The 16,614-nt window shown below is 72.1% G+C and carries 14 protein-coding genes; 3 read left to right on the top strand and 11 right to left on the bottom strand.

Features of this window, described 5'->3' with window-relative positions; all coding sequences use genetic code 11:
- Positions 1-81 precede the first annotated feature (81 nt).
- The 9 genes from ACIPEQ_RS12830 to ACIPEQ_RS12790 form a co-directional block, all read right to left on the bottom strand.
- A complete protein-coding gene (locus ACIPEQ_RS12830; protein ID WP_402715451.1) occupies positions 82-966 on the bottom strand; it encodes an NAD(P)H-hydrate dehydratase in 885 nt (294 codons plus the stop codon).
- The gene (locus ACIPEQ_RS12825; RefSeq protein WP_402715450.1) at positions 956-1,696 is read right to left on the bottom strand and encodes a histidine phosphatase family protein; all 741 of its coding nucleotides are present in this window, start codon (positions 1,694-1,696) and stop codon (positions 956-958) included. The genes ACIPEQ_RS12830 and ACIPEQ_RS12825 overlap by 11 nt, the downstream gene beginning before the upstream one ends.
- 70 nt (positions 1,697-1,766) lie before the next feature.
- Entirely contained in the window at positions 1,767-2,732 is a 966-nt protein-coding gene (locus ACIPEQ_RS12820) for a hypothetical protein (protein ID WP_402715449.1), read from the bottom strand.
- A gap of 314 nt (positions 2,733-3,046) precedes the next feature.
- Positions 3,047-6,223 (bottom strand): alpha-mannosidase, encoded by a 3,177-nt coding sequence (locus ACIPEQ_RS12815; RefSeq protein ID WP_402715448.1) that lies wholly within the window; start codon positions 6,221-6,223, stop codon positions 3,047-3,049.
- A 95-nt stretch (positions 6,224-6,318) separates the two neighbouring features.
- Positions 6,319-7,149, bottom strand: a complete 831-nt coding sequence (locus tag ACIPEQ_RS12810; protein ID WP_402715617.1) for a carbohydrate ABC transporter permease — start codon at positions 7,147-7,149, stop codon at positions 6,319-6,321.
- Positions 7,150-7,220: 71 nt separating this feature from the next.
- Positions 7,221-8,171, bottom strand: coding sequence for a carbohydrate ABC transporter permease (locus ACIPEQ_RS12805; protein ID WP_402715447.1), 951 nt, complete (start codon positions 8,169-8,171; stop codon positions 7,221-7,223).
- Between the two features lie 106 nt (positions 8,172-8,277).
- Entirely contained in the window at positions 8,278-9,639 is a 1,362-nt protein-coding gene (locus ACIPEQ_RS12800) for an extracellular solute-binding protein (protein WP_402715446.1), read from the bottom strand.
- A gap of 247 nt (positions 9,640-9,886) precedes the next feature.
- Positions 9,887-10,729, bottom strand: a complete 843-nt coding sequence (locus ACIPEQ_RS12795) for a PhzF family phenazine biosynthesis protein (protein ID WP_402715445.1) — start codon at positions 10,727-10,729, stop codon at positions 9,887-9,889.
- A 115-nt stretch (positions 10,730-10,844) separates the two neighbouring features.
- Positions 10,845-13,334 carry a lamin tail domain-containing protein gene (locus tag ACIPEQ_RS12790; protein WP_402715444.1) on the bottom strand — a complete coding sequence of 830 codons (2,490 nt, stop codon included), beginning with the start codon at positions 13,332-13,334 and terminating at the stop codon, positions 10,845-10,847.
- 161 nt (positions 13,335-13,495) lie between these two features.
- Here ACIPEQ_RS12790 and ACIPEQ_RS12785 point away from each other — a divergent pair, with 161 nt between their 5' ends.
- On the top strand, positions 13,496-13,924 hold the full coding sequence (locus tag ACIPEQ_RS12785) for a hypothetical protein (RefSeq protein ID WP_402715443.1): 429 nt from the start codon (positions 13,496-13,498) through the stop codon (positions 13,922-13,924).
- 69 nt (positions 13,925-13,993) lie between these two features.
- On the opposite strand, the gene ACIPEQ_RS12780 is transcribed toward ACIPEQ_RS12785, so the two are convergent.
- Positions 13,994-15,244 (bottom strand): ROK family protein, encoded by a 1,251-nt coding sequence (locus ACIPEQ_RS12780; RefSeq protein ID WP_402715442.1) that lies wholly within the window; start codon positions 15,242-15,244, stop codon positions 13,994-13,996.
- Between the two features lie 111 nt (positions 15,245-15,355).
- Between ACIPEQ_RS12780 and ACIPEQ_RS12775 the strand changes: the two genes are divergently transcribed.
- Positions 15,356-15,811 carry a GNAT family N-acetyltransferase gene (locus tag ACIPEQ_RS12775; RefSeq protein WP_209675503.1) on the top strand — a complete coding sequence of 152 codons (456 nt, stop codon included), beginning with the start codon at positions 15,356-15,358 and terminating at the stop codon, positions 15,809-15,811.
- 6 nt (positions 15,812-15,817) lie between these two features.
- Positions 15,818-16,162, top strand: a complete 345-nt coding sequence (locus tag ACIPEQ_RS12770; RefSeq protein ID WP_402715441.1) for an MGMT family protein — start codon at positions 15,818-15,820, stop codon at positions 16,160-16,162.
- Between the two features lie 4 nt (positions 16,163-16,166).
- On the opposite strand, the gene ACIPEQ_RS12765 is transcribed toward ACIPEQ_RS12770, so the two are convergent.
- Positions 16,167-16,589, bottom strand: coding sequence for a DUF805 domain-containing protein (locus ACIPEQ_RS12765; protein WP_402715440.1), 423 nt, complete (start codon positions 16,587-16,589; stop codon positions 16,167-16,169).
- Positions 16,590-16,614: the final 25 nt, after the last annotated feature.

The following is a 16,614-nucleotide window of genomic DNA, read 5'->3' as shown; positions in this document are numbered from 1 at the left end:
CGTAGGGCGCAGGAACTTCCCGCTTCCCATGCGCGATCGCGCCTTCCAGGTCGGGTGCGATGGGCTCGAACGGCCTCGGGATCAGCGACCGAGTTCGACCAACACCTTCGGGATCTCGGCGAGGAGCTCGCTGGCCAAGTAGCCGAGCGGGCCGACCTGCACCGCGAGCCGGTCGCCCGCGGCCGCGTGCACGTACGACGCCCAGGCGACGGCCTGCGCGGGCTCGGCACCACGGGCGAGCAGTCCGACCACCACGCCGGAGAGCACGTCGCCGCTACCGCTCGTCCCGAGCCCTCCGGAACCGGTGCCCTTGACCCAGACTCGGCCGCCCGGGGCCGCGATGACGTCGGACAGTGCGACCACGGCGCCGTACCGCTCGGCGATCTCCCGGGCGTCGGCGACGTCGTCGTCCCCGCAGTCCCGGCCGAGCAGCCGTTCTGCTTCACCGCTGTTCGGTGTGAGCACGAGCCGTCCTCTGAGCGGTCGGAGCCGGTCCTCGACGTCGGCGGCCACGCCGAGCGCGAAGGCGTCGAGCACGACGAGGGTGTCCGGGCCGACGGCGTCCGCGATGCCCGCGACCAGGTCCCGCGCACCGTCCGGCTCGTCCAGCCCGGGACCGACCAGCACCGCGTCCGCAGAGCCGGCCGTGTCCCGCACGGCGTCGATCGCGCCGACGGCGACGTGCCCGGCGTCGTCCTCGTCGAGCGGCACGACGCCTGACTCGGGGACGGCGACCGCGACGTGGTTCGCCACGCTCGACCCGACCGCCAGCGACAGTCGTCCGGCTCCCACCCGCAGTGCGGCGAGCGCCGACAGCATCGCGGCTCCGGGGGTGTGGGCCGCGCCGCCGACGACGAGGACCTGCCCCCGGCCGTACTTGCCGGCGCCGGGGTCGGGCAGCGCCCACTCGCGCAGGACGTTGGGCGTGATGTGCTGCGGTGCTGCAGGCTCCTGGTCAGTCGACACGGGCGTCGTCCTTCCGGCCGCTGTGCTCGGTGACCTCGTCGTCGTCGAGGTGCCCGACGGCGGAGAACTCCTCGAGGGTCCACGGGGTGCCCGGTCCGTCGCGGTGCAGCCGTGTGAGCGACGCGTTCGCCACCGTGTGGTCCTCGGCGAAGGCCATCAGCGCGTGCTCGTCGAGGTCGAGGCAGACGGCGACGGCGAGCATCACGACCGCGTCGTGTGCAGCGACGAGCAGGCGTTCGGGGCCCTCGAGCCGGTCGACGTCCGTCAGCACGGTGCGGAGGCGGAGCATCACGTCCGCCCAGGACTCGCCGCCGGCGGGGCGGTGGTAGTACTTGCCGAGCCACTGCCGTCGGCGTTCCTCGTCCGGGTAGCGGTTCCGCACGCCGTCGCGGGTGAGCAGGTCGAGGACACCGAGCTCCCGGTCACGGAGCCGCTCGTCGACCCGCTTCGGCGGTTCGGTCAGCCCGCCGGCGTCGAGCGCGATGCCGATCGTCTGCTGCGCCCGACGGTAGGGCGAGACCCACAGCGCCACCGGGACGTCGTCGACGCCGCGGTCGGCGAGCTCCTGCCCGAGCGCTCGGGACTGCTCCTCCCCCAACGGACTCAGCGGGACGTCGGCGTCGCGGTGGTCGACCTCGATGACGTCGGCGCCCGCGGCCTCGGCCCTCGCAGCGGCGACGTTCGCGGTGGACTCCCCGTGGCGGACGAGCCAGATCTCGGTGACAGCCATGAGCGCGACGCTAGCCACGGTGTCCTGAACCGGTTCCCGGCCCCGACGTCCCCGCGGGGGGATGTCCTGATCAGATCGTCAGACCACGCGCGCTGCGGACCGGTCGGGCTCGGCAGGGCAGCCCCGCGGCCCGCAGTCGGAACGAGAGGGCGTCGAGGTCCCACAGGTCACGCCACTCGAGACGGACGATCGCGCGGACGGCCGGGTGTGCACTCAACCGCTCGTGGCGGCGTTTCTCGTCGACGATGACCTGCGCAGCGGTCCTCCCGTTCCGGTACCGCTCTTGCGAGTACTTCACGCGTCCGTCGACCTCCACGATCACGCCTTGCTCCGGGAACCAGAAGTCGACTTCGTGACGGTGCCCGTCCACGTCGAACCGTTGCTGCAGGACAGGAGCTGGCAACCCGAGCTCCCAGAACACTACGCGAGCAAGCGACTCCGCCGGGGATCCTGATCGAGGGTCGGCGAACTCGATCGAGCGAGCGGCGAGAGCTCGCCCTCGGTGGTGGGGCAGCCCGCCCAGGGCGCGGTGGACGTCGTCCTTCCGCAGCCCCTGCCGGAGTGCCGCGTCAGCGAGCACGACAACGGTCCGCACGTCCCCCTGCAGTGCGACGTCGGCGACGGTCCTCGCGACGGACGTGAACTTCAAGCCCGCGTGGCCGATCCCGTCACCGGGTTGCACGGGTCTGGTGTGGAGGACGAGACCCTTCGTCCCGCTGCGGTACTGGGTCTTGGGAACGGTCAGGTGCACGTCCTCCGGCCAGCCGTGGAGCCAGGGCAACCCGTGCACCGCGACAGCGGAGACGTGCGAGCCCACTGCTGCGACGCTCCGACGACCGAGCCTCGCGAAGACCCGTGTCACGTAGCGGCGTCGAGGCCCTGCAGCGTCCCACTCGGCACCGCGCACGAACGCGTTCGGTCCGACGCGCACGAGTCGGTCGGGACCGTCGTCGGCTGCCCGGCGGCGGAGCGTCGCTCCGGAACGTCCGGCGTCGTTCGTGCAGGTGGCGCGGTAGATGGCGAGGGGCACTTCCATGTCTCCCACCGTGGTGAAGGGCGGGACTGCGCAGGCGAGCGTGCTCGCAGAATGTGGACGAGCCTCCCGACCGCTGCGCCTGTGCAGGACGTTCCTTCGAGCCCATCACACGCGCAGTACGAGGCAGGACCGCGCATGAGGAGCGGGAAGGAACGGCTCCCTATGCGCAGTCCGGTTTGCCACGCGCGGATCGGCCTCCTACGCGCGAAAGGTCAGCCCAGCCAGCGCGCGACGCGGCGCCGGGGGAACGCACCCGTGCTCCCCCGGCGCCGCAGCCTCGCCGCCGACCCCGCTGCCCCGGGGCCGGCGTGACCTCAGGCCCGCCGCACCCGCAGCGTGACGATCTCGAACGGGCGCAGCGTGAGCACGACGGGCTCCCCCGCGAGCCACGAACCCGACTCCGGAGCCGACCCCGACCCGAGCGGCCGCTCGAGCAGGTCCACCGCCTCCACCGCGTCGACGTCGAACCCGAACGACACCCCGACGTCCGACGCCCGACCGCCCGACGCCTCGTAGAGCCGCACGACGACGTCACCCGAGCGGTCCTCGGCCAGCTTCACGGCCTCGACGAGCACCTGGGGCGAGGACACGACGACCAGCGGCGACACGTCGGCCGACCCCGACCCCGGCACCGGCACCGGCACCGGCACCGGCACCGGCACCGACCGCACCGGCAGGTTCAGCCGGTACCCGGAGTCCGCCGCGTCGAGCACCGACTCCCCCGTCCGCAGCACCGTCCGGAACACGTGGTGCCCCTGGTCGGCGTGCGGGTCCGGGAACGTGGGTGCGCGCAGCAGGGACTCCCGCACCAACGTCGTCGTCCCGCCGTCCGGACGGGTCGAGCGGGTGATGTCGTGCCCGTACGTCGAGTCGTTCGCGACCGCGACCCCGAACCCGGGCTCCGCGACGTGCACCCACCGGTGCGCGGAGGTCTCGAACCGGGCCATGTCCCACGACGTGTTCTGGTGCGTCGGCCGGTCGATGTGCCCGAACTGGATCTCGCTCGACGCGACGGACGCCCGGACGTCGAGCGGGAACGCGAGCTTGAGGAGCTTCTGCCGCTCGTGCCACTCGACCTCGGTCTCGATGTGCAGCTCGGGCTGCCCCGCGGTCGCCGAGTACCGGGTGGTCACCGACGACGAGCCGAAGGGGCGCGTCACGACGAGCGCATCGCCGACCACCTCGACGGAGGCCGCCGTCAGCACGGTCCCGCTCCGCTGGTAGGCGCGGTCGATGTCCCACGCCTCCCACTGGTTCGGGGTGTCCCGGAACACCGTGTACTGCGCGGCCGCAGCGCCGGGCGCGATCGCGTCGCGTCCGGTCGCGTGGTCGACGAACGACACGACGTGCCCCTCCCCGTCGACGGTCGCGGTGACGACACCGGTGTCGAAGACGAAGTGGTCACCGCTCCGGACGGGAGGCACGGCCTCCTCCGCCGACGCCGCGGAACCACCCAGGGCGGTCACCCCGCCCGCAGCCACCGGCGAGGCGTTGAAACGCACGACGGTCCCGACCTCCGCGCTGCCGCCGGTCCCGACCGGACCCGGGTCCTGCGGAGCGTCGAGCGCGGCCCCGCCGTCCCCGGCGAAGGCGGTCGCGGACGCCCCGACCCCGGCGAGCGCCCGTGCCCCACCGCTCGCGAGTGCGGTGGTCGCCGTGCCGATGAGCTCCTCGAGGACCCCTGCGACCCGGGCGTACTCGGCCTCGGCGTTCTCGTAGACCCACGCGATCGACGACCCCGGCAGGATGTCGTGGAACTGCTGCAGGAGCACGGTGTGCCAGACGGACTCGAGCTCGTCGTACGGGTACTCGGCGCCGAGTCGCACTGCTGCGGTCGCCGCCCAGAGCTCGGCCTCGCGGAGCAGGTGCTCGGAGCGCCGGTTGCCCTGCTTCGTGCGGATCTGCGACGTGTACGTGCCGCGGTGGAACTCGAGGTACATCTCCCCCGACCACACGGCGGGTTCGGGCAGCACGCGCTCGAGCTCGTCGAAGACCTGGGCGGGTGTGCCGAGGTCGACCCGGGGCGAGCCGTCGAGGTCGTGCTGGCGTCGGGCTGCCGCGACCATCTCGCGGGTGGGGCCGCCACCGCCGTCGCCGAAGCCGTACAGGAGCATCGAGGTGTTCGCGACGCCGCGCTCCTTGTTGCCCCGTTCGCCGCGGTGCAGGTCCGCGGCGGAGACGTCCGAGTTGTACGTGTCCGCCGGGGGCAGGTGCGTCAGGACGCGGGAGCCGTCGATGCCCTCCCAGTGGAAGGACGTGTGCGGGATGACGTTCGTCTCGTTCCACGAGGGCTTCTGCGTGACGAACCACCTCGAGCCGGCCGCGCGGACGATCTGCGGCAGGGCGCCGGTGTAGCCGAACGAGTCGGGCAGCCAGGCCTCGGGGGTGTCGATGCCGAACTCCTCGAGGAAGAGCCGCTTGCCGGCGACGAACTGCCGCGCGAGGGCCTCGCCCCCGGGCAGGTTCGTGTCGGACTCGACCCACATGCCGCCGACCGGGATCCACCGCCCCTCGGCGACGCGCTGCTTGATGCGCGCCCAGATCGACGGGTAGCCGTCACGGATCCACGCGTACTGCTGCGCCGACGAGCAGGCGAAGGTGAAGTCGGGGTCCTGGTCCATCAGGTCGAGCACGTTCGAGAACGTGCGCGCGCACTTGCGGATCGTCTCGCGGACGGGCCAGAGCCAGGCGGAGTCGATGTGGGCGTGCCCGACGGCGACGGCGCGCCCGGCGGACCCGGCCGCCCCCACGGCGAGCAGCGGCGCGAGCACCTCACGGGTCGCCGCAGCGCTGCCGGCGACGTCGTCGGGGTCGAGGGCGTCCGCCGCACGCTCGAGGCCGCGCAGGATGTCCGCGCCCCGGGTTCCGTCGGTCGGCAGCTCGGCCATGAGTCCGCGGAGCACCCAGACGTCCTGCTGGAGTTCCCACACGGTGTCGTCCCGCTCGACGAGCTCCAGTGCGCGGAGGCGGTAGATCGGTTCGGTGCCCGCCGTCGAACGCGACCCGAGCGGGGTCGCCCCCTGGAAGTCGTCGCCGCCGATGTCCGGGTTGGACGCGGCCTCGACGTACAGCTCGAACGAGTCGCCGGGGCCGACCTCGACGGGAACGGTGTCGTTCCGCGGCTCGATGCCCTTGATGGTCGAGCCGTCGGTGCGCCAGGCGAGCCCCTCGGCCTGGAACCCGGGCTGGCGCTTCGAGAAGCCGAGGTCGACGCGGAGCTCGACGGTGGTGCCCGGGTCGACCCCGAAGTCCTCCGGCACGGTGCCGCGGACACGGAACCAGGTGGTCCCCCAGGGCCGACCACCCCAGGCCTCGCCGACGGTGAACGGCGTGTACTCGGCGGCGACGGCCTCGGCGAACGGCACCGGTTCGTCCGGCACCTGCCAGGCGTCGACGGTGACCGGGGCCGAGCGACGGTGCACGGCGGGGTCGATGCGGTCGCGGACGAGGCGGGCGATCCGAGCCTCGACGAGGGGTTCGTCGTGGTGCATGGAGGTGGTTCCTTTCCAGCAGGGACGGTCCGTCAGCAGGACGGCCGTCGGCAGGGACGGTCGGGCGCGGGAGGCCCGGAGAGCGTGGGTCGGGGTCAGCCCTTGATGCCTCCGGCGAGGGCGTTGCCCCCACCGAGGCCGCGGGACACGAGCACGTAGAGGGCGATGACCGGCACGGAGTACACGATCGAGAACGCGGCGAGCTGCCCGTACGCGACGGCCCCGTTCTGCCCGAAGAAGTTGAAGATGCTCACCGCGGCGGGCACCTTGTCGGGCGAGAGCAGCAGGACGAACGGGACGAAGAAGTTCCCCCAGGCCTGGATGAACACGAAGATGAACACGACCGCGATGCCGGGGCGCATGAGCGGCACGACGATCCGCGTGAGCGTGGTGAACATCGAGGCGCCGTCGGTCCACGCCGCCTCCTCGAGGGAGATCGGCACCGAGTCCATGAAGTTCTTCGCCATCCAGATCGCCATCGGCAGCGAGGTCGCCGCGAGGAAGAAGATGCACCCCCACACGTTGTCGATGAGGTTGAGCGACACGAACAGCGCGTAGACGGGCACCATCATCGCGGTGATGGGCAGGCCGGTGCCGAACAGGATGCTGTACAGGAACGGCTTGTTCACGCGCATCTTGTATCGGGACAGCGGGTACGCGGCGAGCAGTGCGAACACCACCGTGACGACCGCCGTGCCGCCGGAGAGCAGCAGGCTGTTCGCGAGCGGGATGAACGACAGCTCCGGGGTGAGCACCTGCGTGAAGTTGTCGAGCGTGAACTGCGTCGGGATCTTCACGGACAGCGACGCCTGCGTGTCCACCGAGGCGAGCACGAGCCAGAGCAGCGGCACGGCGAAGCACACGGCGATGACGAGCAGCACGACGTTCGACACCCAGCGCATGGTCCGGCCGCGCGGCGAGGTCATGTGCAGGGCGCCCGGCGCGGTCACGGACCGGGTGACGTCGGACACGGGACGGTCAGCGGTGAGGGCCATGGTCAGTCCACCTCCGGCTTGAGCGCCCGGATGTAGATGATCGAGAACACCGCACCGACGACCAGCAGGATGGTCGCGATCGCGGTCCCGAAGCCGAGCTGCGAGAACTTGAACGCCTCCTGGTAGGCCAGGATCGGCAGGGTCGACGAGTTCGTGCCGGGGCCGCCGCCCGTCATCACGAAGATGAGGGTGAAGACCGACAGCGTCTGCAGCGTCGTGAGCATGAGGTTCGTCGAGATCGACCGGCGGATGACCGGCAGCGTGATGTAGACCAGGCGCTGCCACCCGGTCGCCCCGTCGACCTCGGCGGACTCGGTGATCTCCTCGGGGACCTCCGACACGGCGGCGGAGTACACGAGCATCGAGAACGCGGTCCCGCGCCAGATGTTCGCCAGGATCACGGCGAGCATCGGGTACGTGTAGAGCCAGTTCGCCCCGGTGATCCCGATGGACGCCAGGAACGTGTTGAGCGTGCCGGTGTCGTTGAAGAACGCGTAGGCGGCGAACGAGGCGACGATCTCGGGCAGGACCCAGGCGGCCACGACGAACGTGCCGACGATCGCGCGGACGACCTTGTTCGCGCTGCGCATGAGGAAGGCCAGCCCGAGTCCGAGCACGTTCTGCCCGACGACGGCGGACGCCAGCAGGAACACGATCGTGAGCACCACGGACTTCGGGAAGTCCGGGTCGCGGAACAGCTCGACGTAGTTCGCGAAGCCGACGAACTGCTGGTTCGCGGCGCTCGCGCCGGTCAGGGCCGAGTCGGTGAACGACCCGTAGAACGACGAGATGACGGGGCCGAGCAGGAAGACGACGAGGAGGACCACCGCGGGGAGGAGCGGGACGACCCGCGTCGCGTTCCGCAGCGGTCGCCGCTTGCGCGGCACGGGAGGATCGGTGCGCTTCGGCGCACCGGGCGCCGACAGCGTCGGCGCGAGGGGGGTGCTGGACACGGGGATGCCTTCCGGGTGCGGAGGGGTTCCGAAGGTGGGGAGGGACGGTCTGGAGGCGCGGCGCACGACGTGAGCCGTGCCTCCAGACCGTCAGGTGGTCGCGCCGCTAGCCGGCGTCGACGGTGTTGTCCTTGCCGACGACCTGTTCGACCGACTGGTCGTAGACCTTCGCGGCCTCGGCGGGTGTCTGCTGCCCGGTCATCACCGACTCCATCGCGACCTGGATCGCGTTGGAGACCTGCGAGTAGTCACTCGTCGCCGGACGGAAGTTGGTGTGCTCCACCAGGTCCGAGAAGAACTTGAACGTCGGGTTGGCTCCGGTGTACGCCGGGTCCTCGGCGACGTCCTTGCGGACGGCGATCTGACTGTTCTCGGTGTCGTACTTCAGCGAGCCGTCCTTGTCGAGGAAGGTCGTGATGAAGTCGAACGCCGCCTGCGGGTTCTTCGACTTCGAGCCGACCGCGAGCGTCCAGCCGCCGGACATCGAGTTGTAGCCCGGCTCCTGGCCGTTCTGCGTCGGGAACGCTGCCTGGCCCATGACGTCGTTCCACTCCTTCCACGGAGCGGTGCCGGACTCGAGCCACGTGCCGGACTGCCACGAGCCGTCGAGGTCGATGGCGAGCTTGCCCTCGGGGAGCCACGTCTGCGCGATCGTCGTGCCGACGTTGGTGTCGAGCGCCTGCTGCGGGGTCGGGCCGAGACCGCCCTGGTAGACCTCCTCGACGAACTTGAGCGAGTCCTCGAACTGCTTCGAGCCGACGACCCACTTCTTGTCCTTGTAGAGCGTGTTGCCGTCGCCGTCCGCGCCGTACAGGAGCATCTCGAAGCCCTGCATGGTCGAGGCCTCGCCCTGCGCCTTGCCGGAGTAGATGTTGAACGGGATGACGTTCGGGTCCTTCTCCTTGAGCGTCTTGGCCGCGGCGAGCACGTCGTCCCAGGTCTTCGGCTGCCACGGGACCGGCAGCCCGGCCTTGGCGAAGAGGTCCTTGTTGTACCAGAGCGCACGCGTGTCGGTGCCCATCGAGACGCCGTAGATCTTGCCGTCGTCACCCTGGCCGGCCTGCTTCGCGTTGTCGTAGAACTGGTCCCACTCGTCCCACTTGTCGACGTACTGGTCGAGCGGCAGCAGGTACCCGGCCTCGGCGTCGGACTTGATGAGGAAGGTGTCCTCGTACATGACGTCGGGGGCGGTCGCGGGCGCCTTGTTCATGAGCGCGAGCTTCGTGTAGTAGTCGTTGCCCTGCGCCTGGATCGGGACGAGGGTGACCTTCTTGCCCGGGTTCGCCTTCTCGTACTCGGTCTTGACTTCCTTCATCTGGGCGTCGAGCTGCTGGAAGGCGCCGAACTTCTGGTACGCGATCTTGATCGTGTCGCTCGAGGCGGACGACGAGCTGGAACAACCCGCCAGCCCGACCGCGGCGACTGCCACGGCTGCGAGGCCGGCGATGATTCGGGTGCGGCGTTTCATCGGTGCTCCTTTGCACGGGATGTCCGCGGGCTCCGTCACCCGCGCGCAGGATTAGTACAACGGATGGACTTATTCGTGTCAAGCACTTTTCGTCACGGGTCGGCAACGGTCGCGGGCGCGCGCCTAGGGGGTCGATCCGCGCGTAGGAGGACGATCCGCGCGTGGGAGGACGGGTGGGACGACCCCCTACGCGCGGAAGCGCTTCCCACTGCGCGTGCGATGGGAAGGAACGGGCAGTGAGCCCGGGTCAGGCGATGGGAGTGGCGCCGCCGATCACCGTGATGCCACCGGACTCGGGCACGTCGACGAGCAGCACGCTCGGACGCCCGACGTGTCGACCCTGCCGGATCACCACGCGGCTCCCGGGCGACACCGCTCCGACCGCGCGCAGGTACGCGCCGGTCGAGGCAGCGGCGGAGCCCGTCGCCGGGTCCTCGGTGATGCGGCCGGCGGGGAACAGGTTCCGCGCCTCGAACTCGAGCGGGCCCGTGCGGTGCAGGACCGTGACGGTGCCCTCCCACCCGTACTCCCGCTTCAGTGCGGCGAGCGTGGCAGGGTCGAACCGGAACTGGTGGAAGAGCTCGAGGTCGGCGAGCACGACGACGGGGTGCCGGTTGCCGGCGGAGGACTCGAGCACGGGGAACCCCTCGGCGACGTCGCCGTCGACCAGGCCGAGCACGGCGGCGAGTCGCTCCCACCGCACGGGGTCGATCGGCCGGGTGTCGGGCTCGACGCTCGTCATCGCGACCTGCACACTGCCGTCGGGTGCCGTCGTGGCGTCGACCGCGATGTCCCCGGCCGCGGTGGAGAACACCCGGGAACCGGTTCCTTCGCGCTCGGCGAGCACGACGGCGGTGGCGACGGTGGCGTGACCGCAGAAGGGGACCTCGGCGGCCGGCGAGAAGTAGCGCACCCGAACGCCGTCCGGGGTCCGGGCGACCACGAACGCGGTCTCCGGGTACGCCACCTGCTGGGCGACCGCGAGCATCTCGTCGTCGGTCATCCCCTCGGCGTCGAGCACGATCCCCGCGGGGTTGCCGCCCCCGGGCTCGGCGGCGAATGCGGTGTAGCGGAGGACCTCGGTGCGCATCCACCGACGCTACCGCGGGACGCCGACGCCCCCGCCGACACCGAGGCCCTGCGGGACGCCGACGCCCCCGTCGTCCGGGCGGACGACGGGGGCGTCGGGGTGCGGGCTCCGCGGGTCAGGCCTGCTCGACGGCCGCCCGGCGACGACGCGCCACGAGCACACCGGTACCGGCCGCCAGGAGCAGGAGCGCCGCCGCGATCCCACCGCCCAGCTCGGCACCGGTGACGGCGAGCGCACCCGTCACGGGGTCGACCCGGACGTCCGTCCAGCCGATCAGCGTGCCGTCGAGGGCGGCGACCACGATGCGGTGCTGCCCGGCCGGGACGTCGGCGGGGACGACCACCGTCACCGTGCCGTCCGCGGCGACGACCGGCGTCCCGAGGAGCCGTGGCTCGGAGAACAGCCAGACCGCGACGCGCTGCCCGGCGACCTGCGTCCCGACGGAGATCGTCACCGAGGAACCTGCACGGACCTCCGCCGGTGCCGACACCGAGCCGCGGTTCCCCGCGGTGAGGGTCGAGGCGTCCGGCGCGACCGGCACCGCCGGAGCGACCGGGGCGGAAGGAGACGGGGTCGGGGTCGGCGTGCTGCCACCCGCACCGGGGGGCGGGGCCGGGGTGCTGCCGCCGTCACCCGGAGCAGGCGTCCCGCCGTCACCCGGCGCAGGCGTCCCGCCGCCACCGTCGCCCGGCTCCGTCGTCGCGTCGCACGGGTACGTCCCGGTGCGCAGCGAGGACCCGTTCGTGTCGTTGTCGTCGGCGTAGTAGGTCGCCCGAGCACCGTCCACGCAGCGGCCCGAGATCGCGAAGCCCTCGTTGGCGAGCGTCCGGTCGGCGTTCGCCGGCGCCTCGTACAGCGACGCGAGCGTGAAGGCGCCGTCCTGCACGTCGAACAGCGCCGTGCGCCCGGAGCACGCCTCGTCGCAGACCACCCACAGGGCGTCGAGCGTCGGGTCGAACTGCACCTCGGCCACCAGCGAGAACGGGCTACCGATCGTCGCGACGCGCTGGAACGACCCGTCGGCCATCAGCGCGTAGGCGTAGGCGCTCGCGGTGCCCTCGACCCCGACGACGAAGAGTCCGTCACCGTGCCCGGGGTAGGACGCAGGGGCATAGGCCGCACCGGTGTGCTGGTCGACGAAGCCGCGCGCCGTCAGCCAGGCGTCCGGCACCCAGGTCACACCCTCGAGCCCGGCGTTCGCGCCGAGGCCCGGGAAGTCCGCGGCGAGGTTCCACTCGTCCGTGGCGCGCAGGACCGACTCGGAGCCGTCGGTGGTCGCGAAGCGCAGCACGGCGGGGCGGCTCACCTTCGACACGTCGTTGTCGCGCTCGGTCGACACGTACACCGCGCCGGGGTCGTCGGCCGTGACCGTGACGCCCTCGGCGTCGGGCGTCCCGGTGCCGTCGGCGTACCGGAGGTCGACGCCCGCGGCGTTCGTCGGGGCCCACCCGCCGCGACCGTCCGAGGCCAGGTGGTACAGCAGTCCGTCACCGTTCTGCACCGCCCAGAGCTGCCCGTCGCGCGAGGTCGACGAGGTCGTCCAGTCGAGCCCGCTCAGGTCACCGGTGAAGGTGTCCTCGGCGTCGAGCACCGTCTCGTCCGGTCCGCCCGGCCAGGCCTCGGCGGTCACGACGCCGGCGAAGTGGTTCGCCGCACCCTTCGTCGGTTCGGCGGTCGTGGCGAAGTCGCCGGTGCCGTCCGGGTTCCGGCCGTACGTGGTCGTGGCGTGCGCCGTCCACGAGTACTGGTCGACGAGGAGCCCGCGGGCGTCGGAGAGCCGCACACTGTCGGCCTTCCCGAGCCCGAAGTCGAACCCGGAGCCGGAACCCGTGCCCGTGCCCGTGCCTGCCTGCGCCTCGTCGAGCACCGTGAAGCCGCCGGCCGTGACCGTCGTGCCGGCCGGGATGGTCCAGGCATGGTCGTCCTCGCTGTCCTGCAGCACGTACCCGCCGAGGTCGACCGTGGTCGACCCGACGTTCGTCAGCTCGACCCAGTCGCCGGGGGTACGGTCCTGCGACTCGACCTCGTTGATCCGCACGGGCGAGGAGCAGTCGTTCGGGGCGCCCTTCGTCGACGCGGTGGTGTCGACGAGCGTGCCGGAGCCGTCCGGGCAGCTGCCGTACGTCACGGCGGCGTGCGCCGTCCACGCGTACCGGAGCGTCAGCGTGCCGGAGGGGTCGTAGAGCCGGACGGCGTCGGCACCGCCGAGCCCGAAACCGAAGCCCTGGCGGGTGGTGGTCTCCTCGTCGAGGACGAGGTACCCGCCCGCGGCGACGATCGAGCCGGCGGGCAGCGTGTACGCCGTGTGCTTCGCGTCGGAGTCGAGGAAGCGCCAGCCGCTCAGGTCGACCGGCGCAGACGAGGTGTTGACGCGCTCGAGCCAGTCGTTGTCGTCGCCGTTCGACTCGACCTCGTTGATCGCGAGGCCTGCTGCGGGACCGCTGGTGACGCGGGTCCCGACGGTCGGGTCGTCGTCACCGACCGCGGCGACGGCGGGGGTGGCGGTCAGCACGCCGGCGGCGAGGGCGATGCCCGTCGCGAGGCCGGCGGCGAGGGCGATGCCCGTCGCGAGGCCGGCGCCGAGCCGCAGGGCAGGGGGGCGCATGCAGGGTCCTTCTCGGGGAGGTCAGGGGGGACCTGCACGACTGTTCAGCATCCCGGCGTCCGGGCGGTGGCGACCAGGTGAACGACCGGTGCCGCGTCCTCCCAGCAGGCGTCGGGAGGATGGGACGGACCACGCGAGCGCGTTCGGTCGGAGAGGGAACCGTGACGGACGACACCAGCAAGACCGCACTGCAGTCGATGATCGAGCGGGCCGGACGGCTCACCGCAGAGGAGGCCGAGGCCCTCGACGTCGCCTGGAAGGCCGACGAGCAGATCGTGGTGCCGGTGTCGAGCGCGTCGCTCGCGGTCCAGGGCGGCGCGGACGGCCGGATGGTGACGAACGCCGACCTGCTCGCCGCGTGGCAGCACGCACTCGACGCCGCAGGCACCGCCGGCCGCGTCGACGAGATCGAGGCCGCGCAGGAGGCCGGACGCGCGGTGAAGCACTCCGACGCGCACCTCCGCGACCGCGCGGGGGCCGAGGAAGCCATCCGCTCGGCGGTCCTCGCGACCGGCGTGCGGGACCTCCTGTCGGACGACGAGTACGACACCCTGACGGCGGTCTGGCGGACGGTGCTCGGCGCCGCCTGACGGACGGTGCTGCCGATCAGTCGGCGGGGCGGACGGGAGGCGCGGGGCGCGCCGGCACCGCGCCTCCCGTCAGCGCCGGATCAGCAGCGCGCTCGCACGCGGTGACAGCGCCGCGTCGAGCACCAGGCACGCGGCCCCGACCGCGGCCACGTCGGCACCCCGCCCGCTGTCCACGACCGCGATCGGGTGCTTCGGCACGAGCAGGGGCGATCCCGTGATCGCCTCGCGAGCGGCCGGCAGGGCGACCGGGGCGATCCGTGACCAGAACGGCCCGCCGAAGACCACGCGGTCGATGTCGAGCAGGTTGACGATGACCACCACGGCCCGGCCCATCGCGGTGCCGGCGTCGGCGGCGAGTCCCGTGGCGACCTCGTCGCCGGACGCGATCGCGTCGCCGAGGGCCTCCCAGGCCAGCTGCACCGCGGTGACGTCGTCCGCCGGAGCACCACCGGTCAGGTGCAGCCCGCGGTCGCGTGCGACCTCGACCAGTCGTGCCGGAGCGACCGCTGCGCCGACCTCACCACGGGGACCGGATCCGTCCGGGGTCCCGGCGAGCGCTCCCTGGTCGACCATGATGTGCCCGGCGTCGCCCGCGTTCGACCCGACGCCGCGCACGGGTTCGTGGTCGACGACGAGTCCGACGCCGAAGCCCGTGCCGAAGTAGACGAAGGCGAAGTTCCGCGCCGAGGACTCCCCCGCGAGGAACATCTCGCCGACGACCGCCGCGGTGACGTCCTTCTCGAGCAGCACCGGGAAACCGGTCGCCTCGGCGAGCGCGTCGCGCAGCGGCACGTCCCGCCAGCGGGGAAGGAACGGCGGGTCGAGCACGACACCGGCGTCGACGTCGATCGGTCCGGGGCTCGCGATGCCGACCCCCAGCACGCTGTCCACCGCGACACCGGCGTCCGCCACCAGACCGTCGACGGCGGTCGCGATGGTCCGGACGACTTCGGCCGGGTCGTCGGCGGACGGGGTCGACGTCGTGGTCTCGGCGACGACGCTGCCGGCGAGGTCGAGGAGCACGTACGTCACGACCGCCGGGTCGACGTGCACCCCGACCGCGTACCGGCTCGCGGCCTCGAGCCGCAGGATCGTCCGGGGCTTCCCCCGTCCGGCGACCACCGTGCCGGACTCGACGATCATGCCGGCCTCGATGAGGAACCGTGTGACGTTCGACACCGTCTGCGCGCTGAGGCCCGTGCTCGCGGCGAGCTCCACGCGGCTCAGTCCGTCCGGCGAGCGGCGGACGGCGTCGAGCACGACGGTGCGGTTGAAGCCGCCGATCGACGGCAGGTTCGCCCCACGCCGATGCTCCGCCATGCCGTGACCCTACCGCCGCCCGCGCACCCGGACGGCGCGCACGCAACGGTGCTGCAACGGTCCGGGCGCCCTCCTGGCACCCGGACGGGGTGCACCGCTACCCTGAGCGGCATGACGGACCTCCGCCTCGAAGCCCTCTCCGCGTCGACCGCCGCCGCGGCCAACTCGCTGACGCTCAAGCCCGGGCAGGAGCAGTTCGTGCAGCCGACCACGTACGGCGTCGCCGAGTCCGACGTCAAGCCGAGCTCGGCGTGGACCCGCGTGGTGCTCGACGGGGACCGCGTCGTCGGGATGATCATCGGGACCTTCGACGAGGACAACAGCGAGGAAGAGCTCCGCAGCGCGATCTGGCGCGTGAACGTCGCCGCCGACGCACAGGGCCGTGGCGTCGGACGCTTCGCGGTGCACGGCCTGGCGGACGAGGCGCGGAGCCGCGGTCTCGAGCGGCTGACCGTGGTCTACGAGCCCGGCGGCGACAGCGGGCCCGAGGCGTTCTTCCGTGCCCTCGGGTTCGAGGTCGTGCGCGAGACGCAGTACGGCGACCACTACGCCGTCCTCGCCCTCTGACCCCTGGTGGACGATGCCGACTTCGGGGCCGCCGTCGCCGAGGTGGTCCGGCTGATCCCGGCCGGGCGCGTCATGACGTACGGCGACGTCGCCGCCGCGCTCGGGTCGCGGGCGTCGCGCGCCGTCGGCAAGGTGATGGCCCACGAGGGCGCCGACCTGCCGTGGTGGCGCGTGGTCCGTGCCGGCGGGCTGCCGCCCGTCCGGCACGAGGCCCGGGCGCTCGAGCACTACCGCGCCGAGGGCACGCCACTGGTGGAGCGGTCGTCGGCCGCGTCGGGCACGTCGGCCTGGAGGATCGACATGCGTCGCGCTCGCTGGTCCCCCACCACGGACGCCGACGACCCGTTCTGAGCGCTCAGTCGAAGCGCGCGCCCTTCGGGCTCGACGGCAGCAGGAACAGCACCAGCAGCACGAGCGACCCGATGCCGAACACCACGTGCAGGAACTGCCAGAAGCCGGACAGGTTCGCGTCGTGCAGTCGCCGGGCGCCGAGGGCGAGCGACCCGATCAGCGTCACGAGCCCCCAGAGCACGAACAGGTACGAGCCGACCGGGTTCTCCAGCACCGGGGTCCCGGGGGTGAACACCTGCGGGACGAGCTGCAGCACGAGCCCGACCACGAAGGACGTCAGCCACCACCACCAGAACTCCGAGCGCGAGGCCCGTCCGGTGAACACGGTGTACTTCCGCCAGAACCGTCGGACCGCCTCGGTGAAGGGTGCCCCGTAGAAGGGGTCGCGCAGGGCGACGCCGCCGGGCTGCACGCTGTCGTTGCTCATGGAGTCAGCAAACCACGTGCAGCCC

It is taken from the genome of Curtobacterium sp. NPDC087080, from assembly GCF_044745105.1.
Classification (GTDB): Bacteria; Actinomycetota; Actinomycetes; order Actinomycetales; family Microbacteriaceae; genus Curtobacterium.
The sequence above is the reverse complement of the archived record's forward strand: the minus strand, read 5'-3'. Positions and strand labels throughout refer to the sequence as shown.

Bases quoted from the DNA above. Each gene is read 5' to 3' on its own strand.
- ACIPEQ_RS12815 (WP_402715448.1), bottom strand. From the start codon at position 6,223: ATGCACCACGACGAACCCCTCGTCGAGGCTCGGATCGCCCGCCTCGTC.
- ACIPEQ_RS12765 (WP_402715440.1), bottom strand. From the start codon at position 16,589: ATGAGCAACGACAGCGTGCAGCCCGGCGGCGTCGCCCTGCGCGACCCC.
- ACIPEQ_RS12790 (WP_402715444.1), bottom strand. From the start codon at position 13,334: ATGCGCCCCCCTGCCCTGCGGCTCGGCGCCGGCCTCGCGACGGGCATC.
- ACIPEQ_RS12820 (WP_402715449.1), bottom strand. From the start codon at position 2,732: ATGGAAGTGCCCCTCGCCATCTACCGCGCCACCTGCACGAACGACGCC.
- ACIPEQ_RS12780 (WP_402715442.1), bottom strand. From the start codon at position 15,244: ATGGCGGAGCATCGGCGTGGGGCGAACCTGCCGTCGATCGGCGGCTTC.
- ACIPEQ_RS12825 (WP_402715450.1), bottom strand. From the start codon at position 1,696: ATGGCTGTCACCGAGATCTGGCTCGTCCGCCACGGGGAGTCCACCGCG.
- ACIPEQ_RS12775 (WP_209675503.1), top strand. From the start codon at position 15,356: ATGACGGACCTCCGCCTCGAAGCCCTCTCCGCGTCGACCGCCGCCGCG.
- ACIPEQ_RS12800 (WP_402715446.1), bottom strand. From the start codon at position 9,639: ATGAAACGCCGCACCCGAATCATCGCCGGCCTCGCAGCCGTGGCAGTC.
- ACIPEQ_RS12795 (WP_402715445.1), bottom strand. From the start codon at position 10,729: ATGCGCACCGAGGTCCTCCGCTACACCGCATTCGCCGCCGAGCCCGGG.
- ACIPEQ_RS12810 (WP_402715617.1), bottom strand. From the start codon at position 7,149: ATGACCTCGCCGCGCGGCCGGACCATGCGCTGGGTGTCGAACGTCGTG.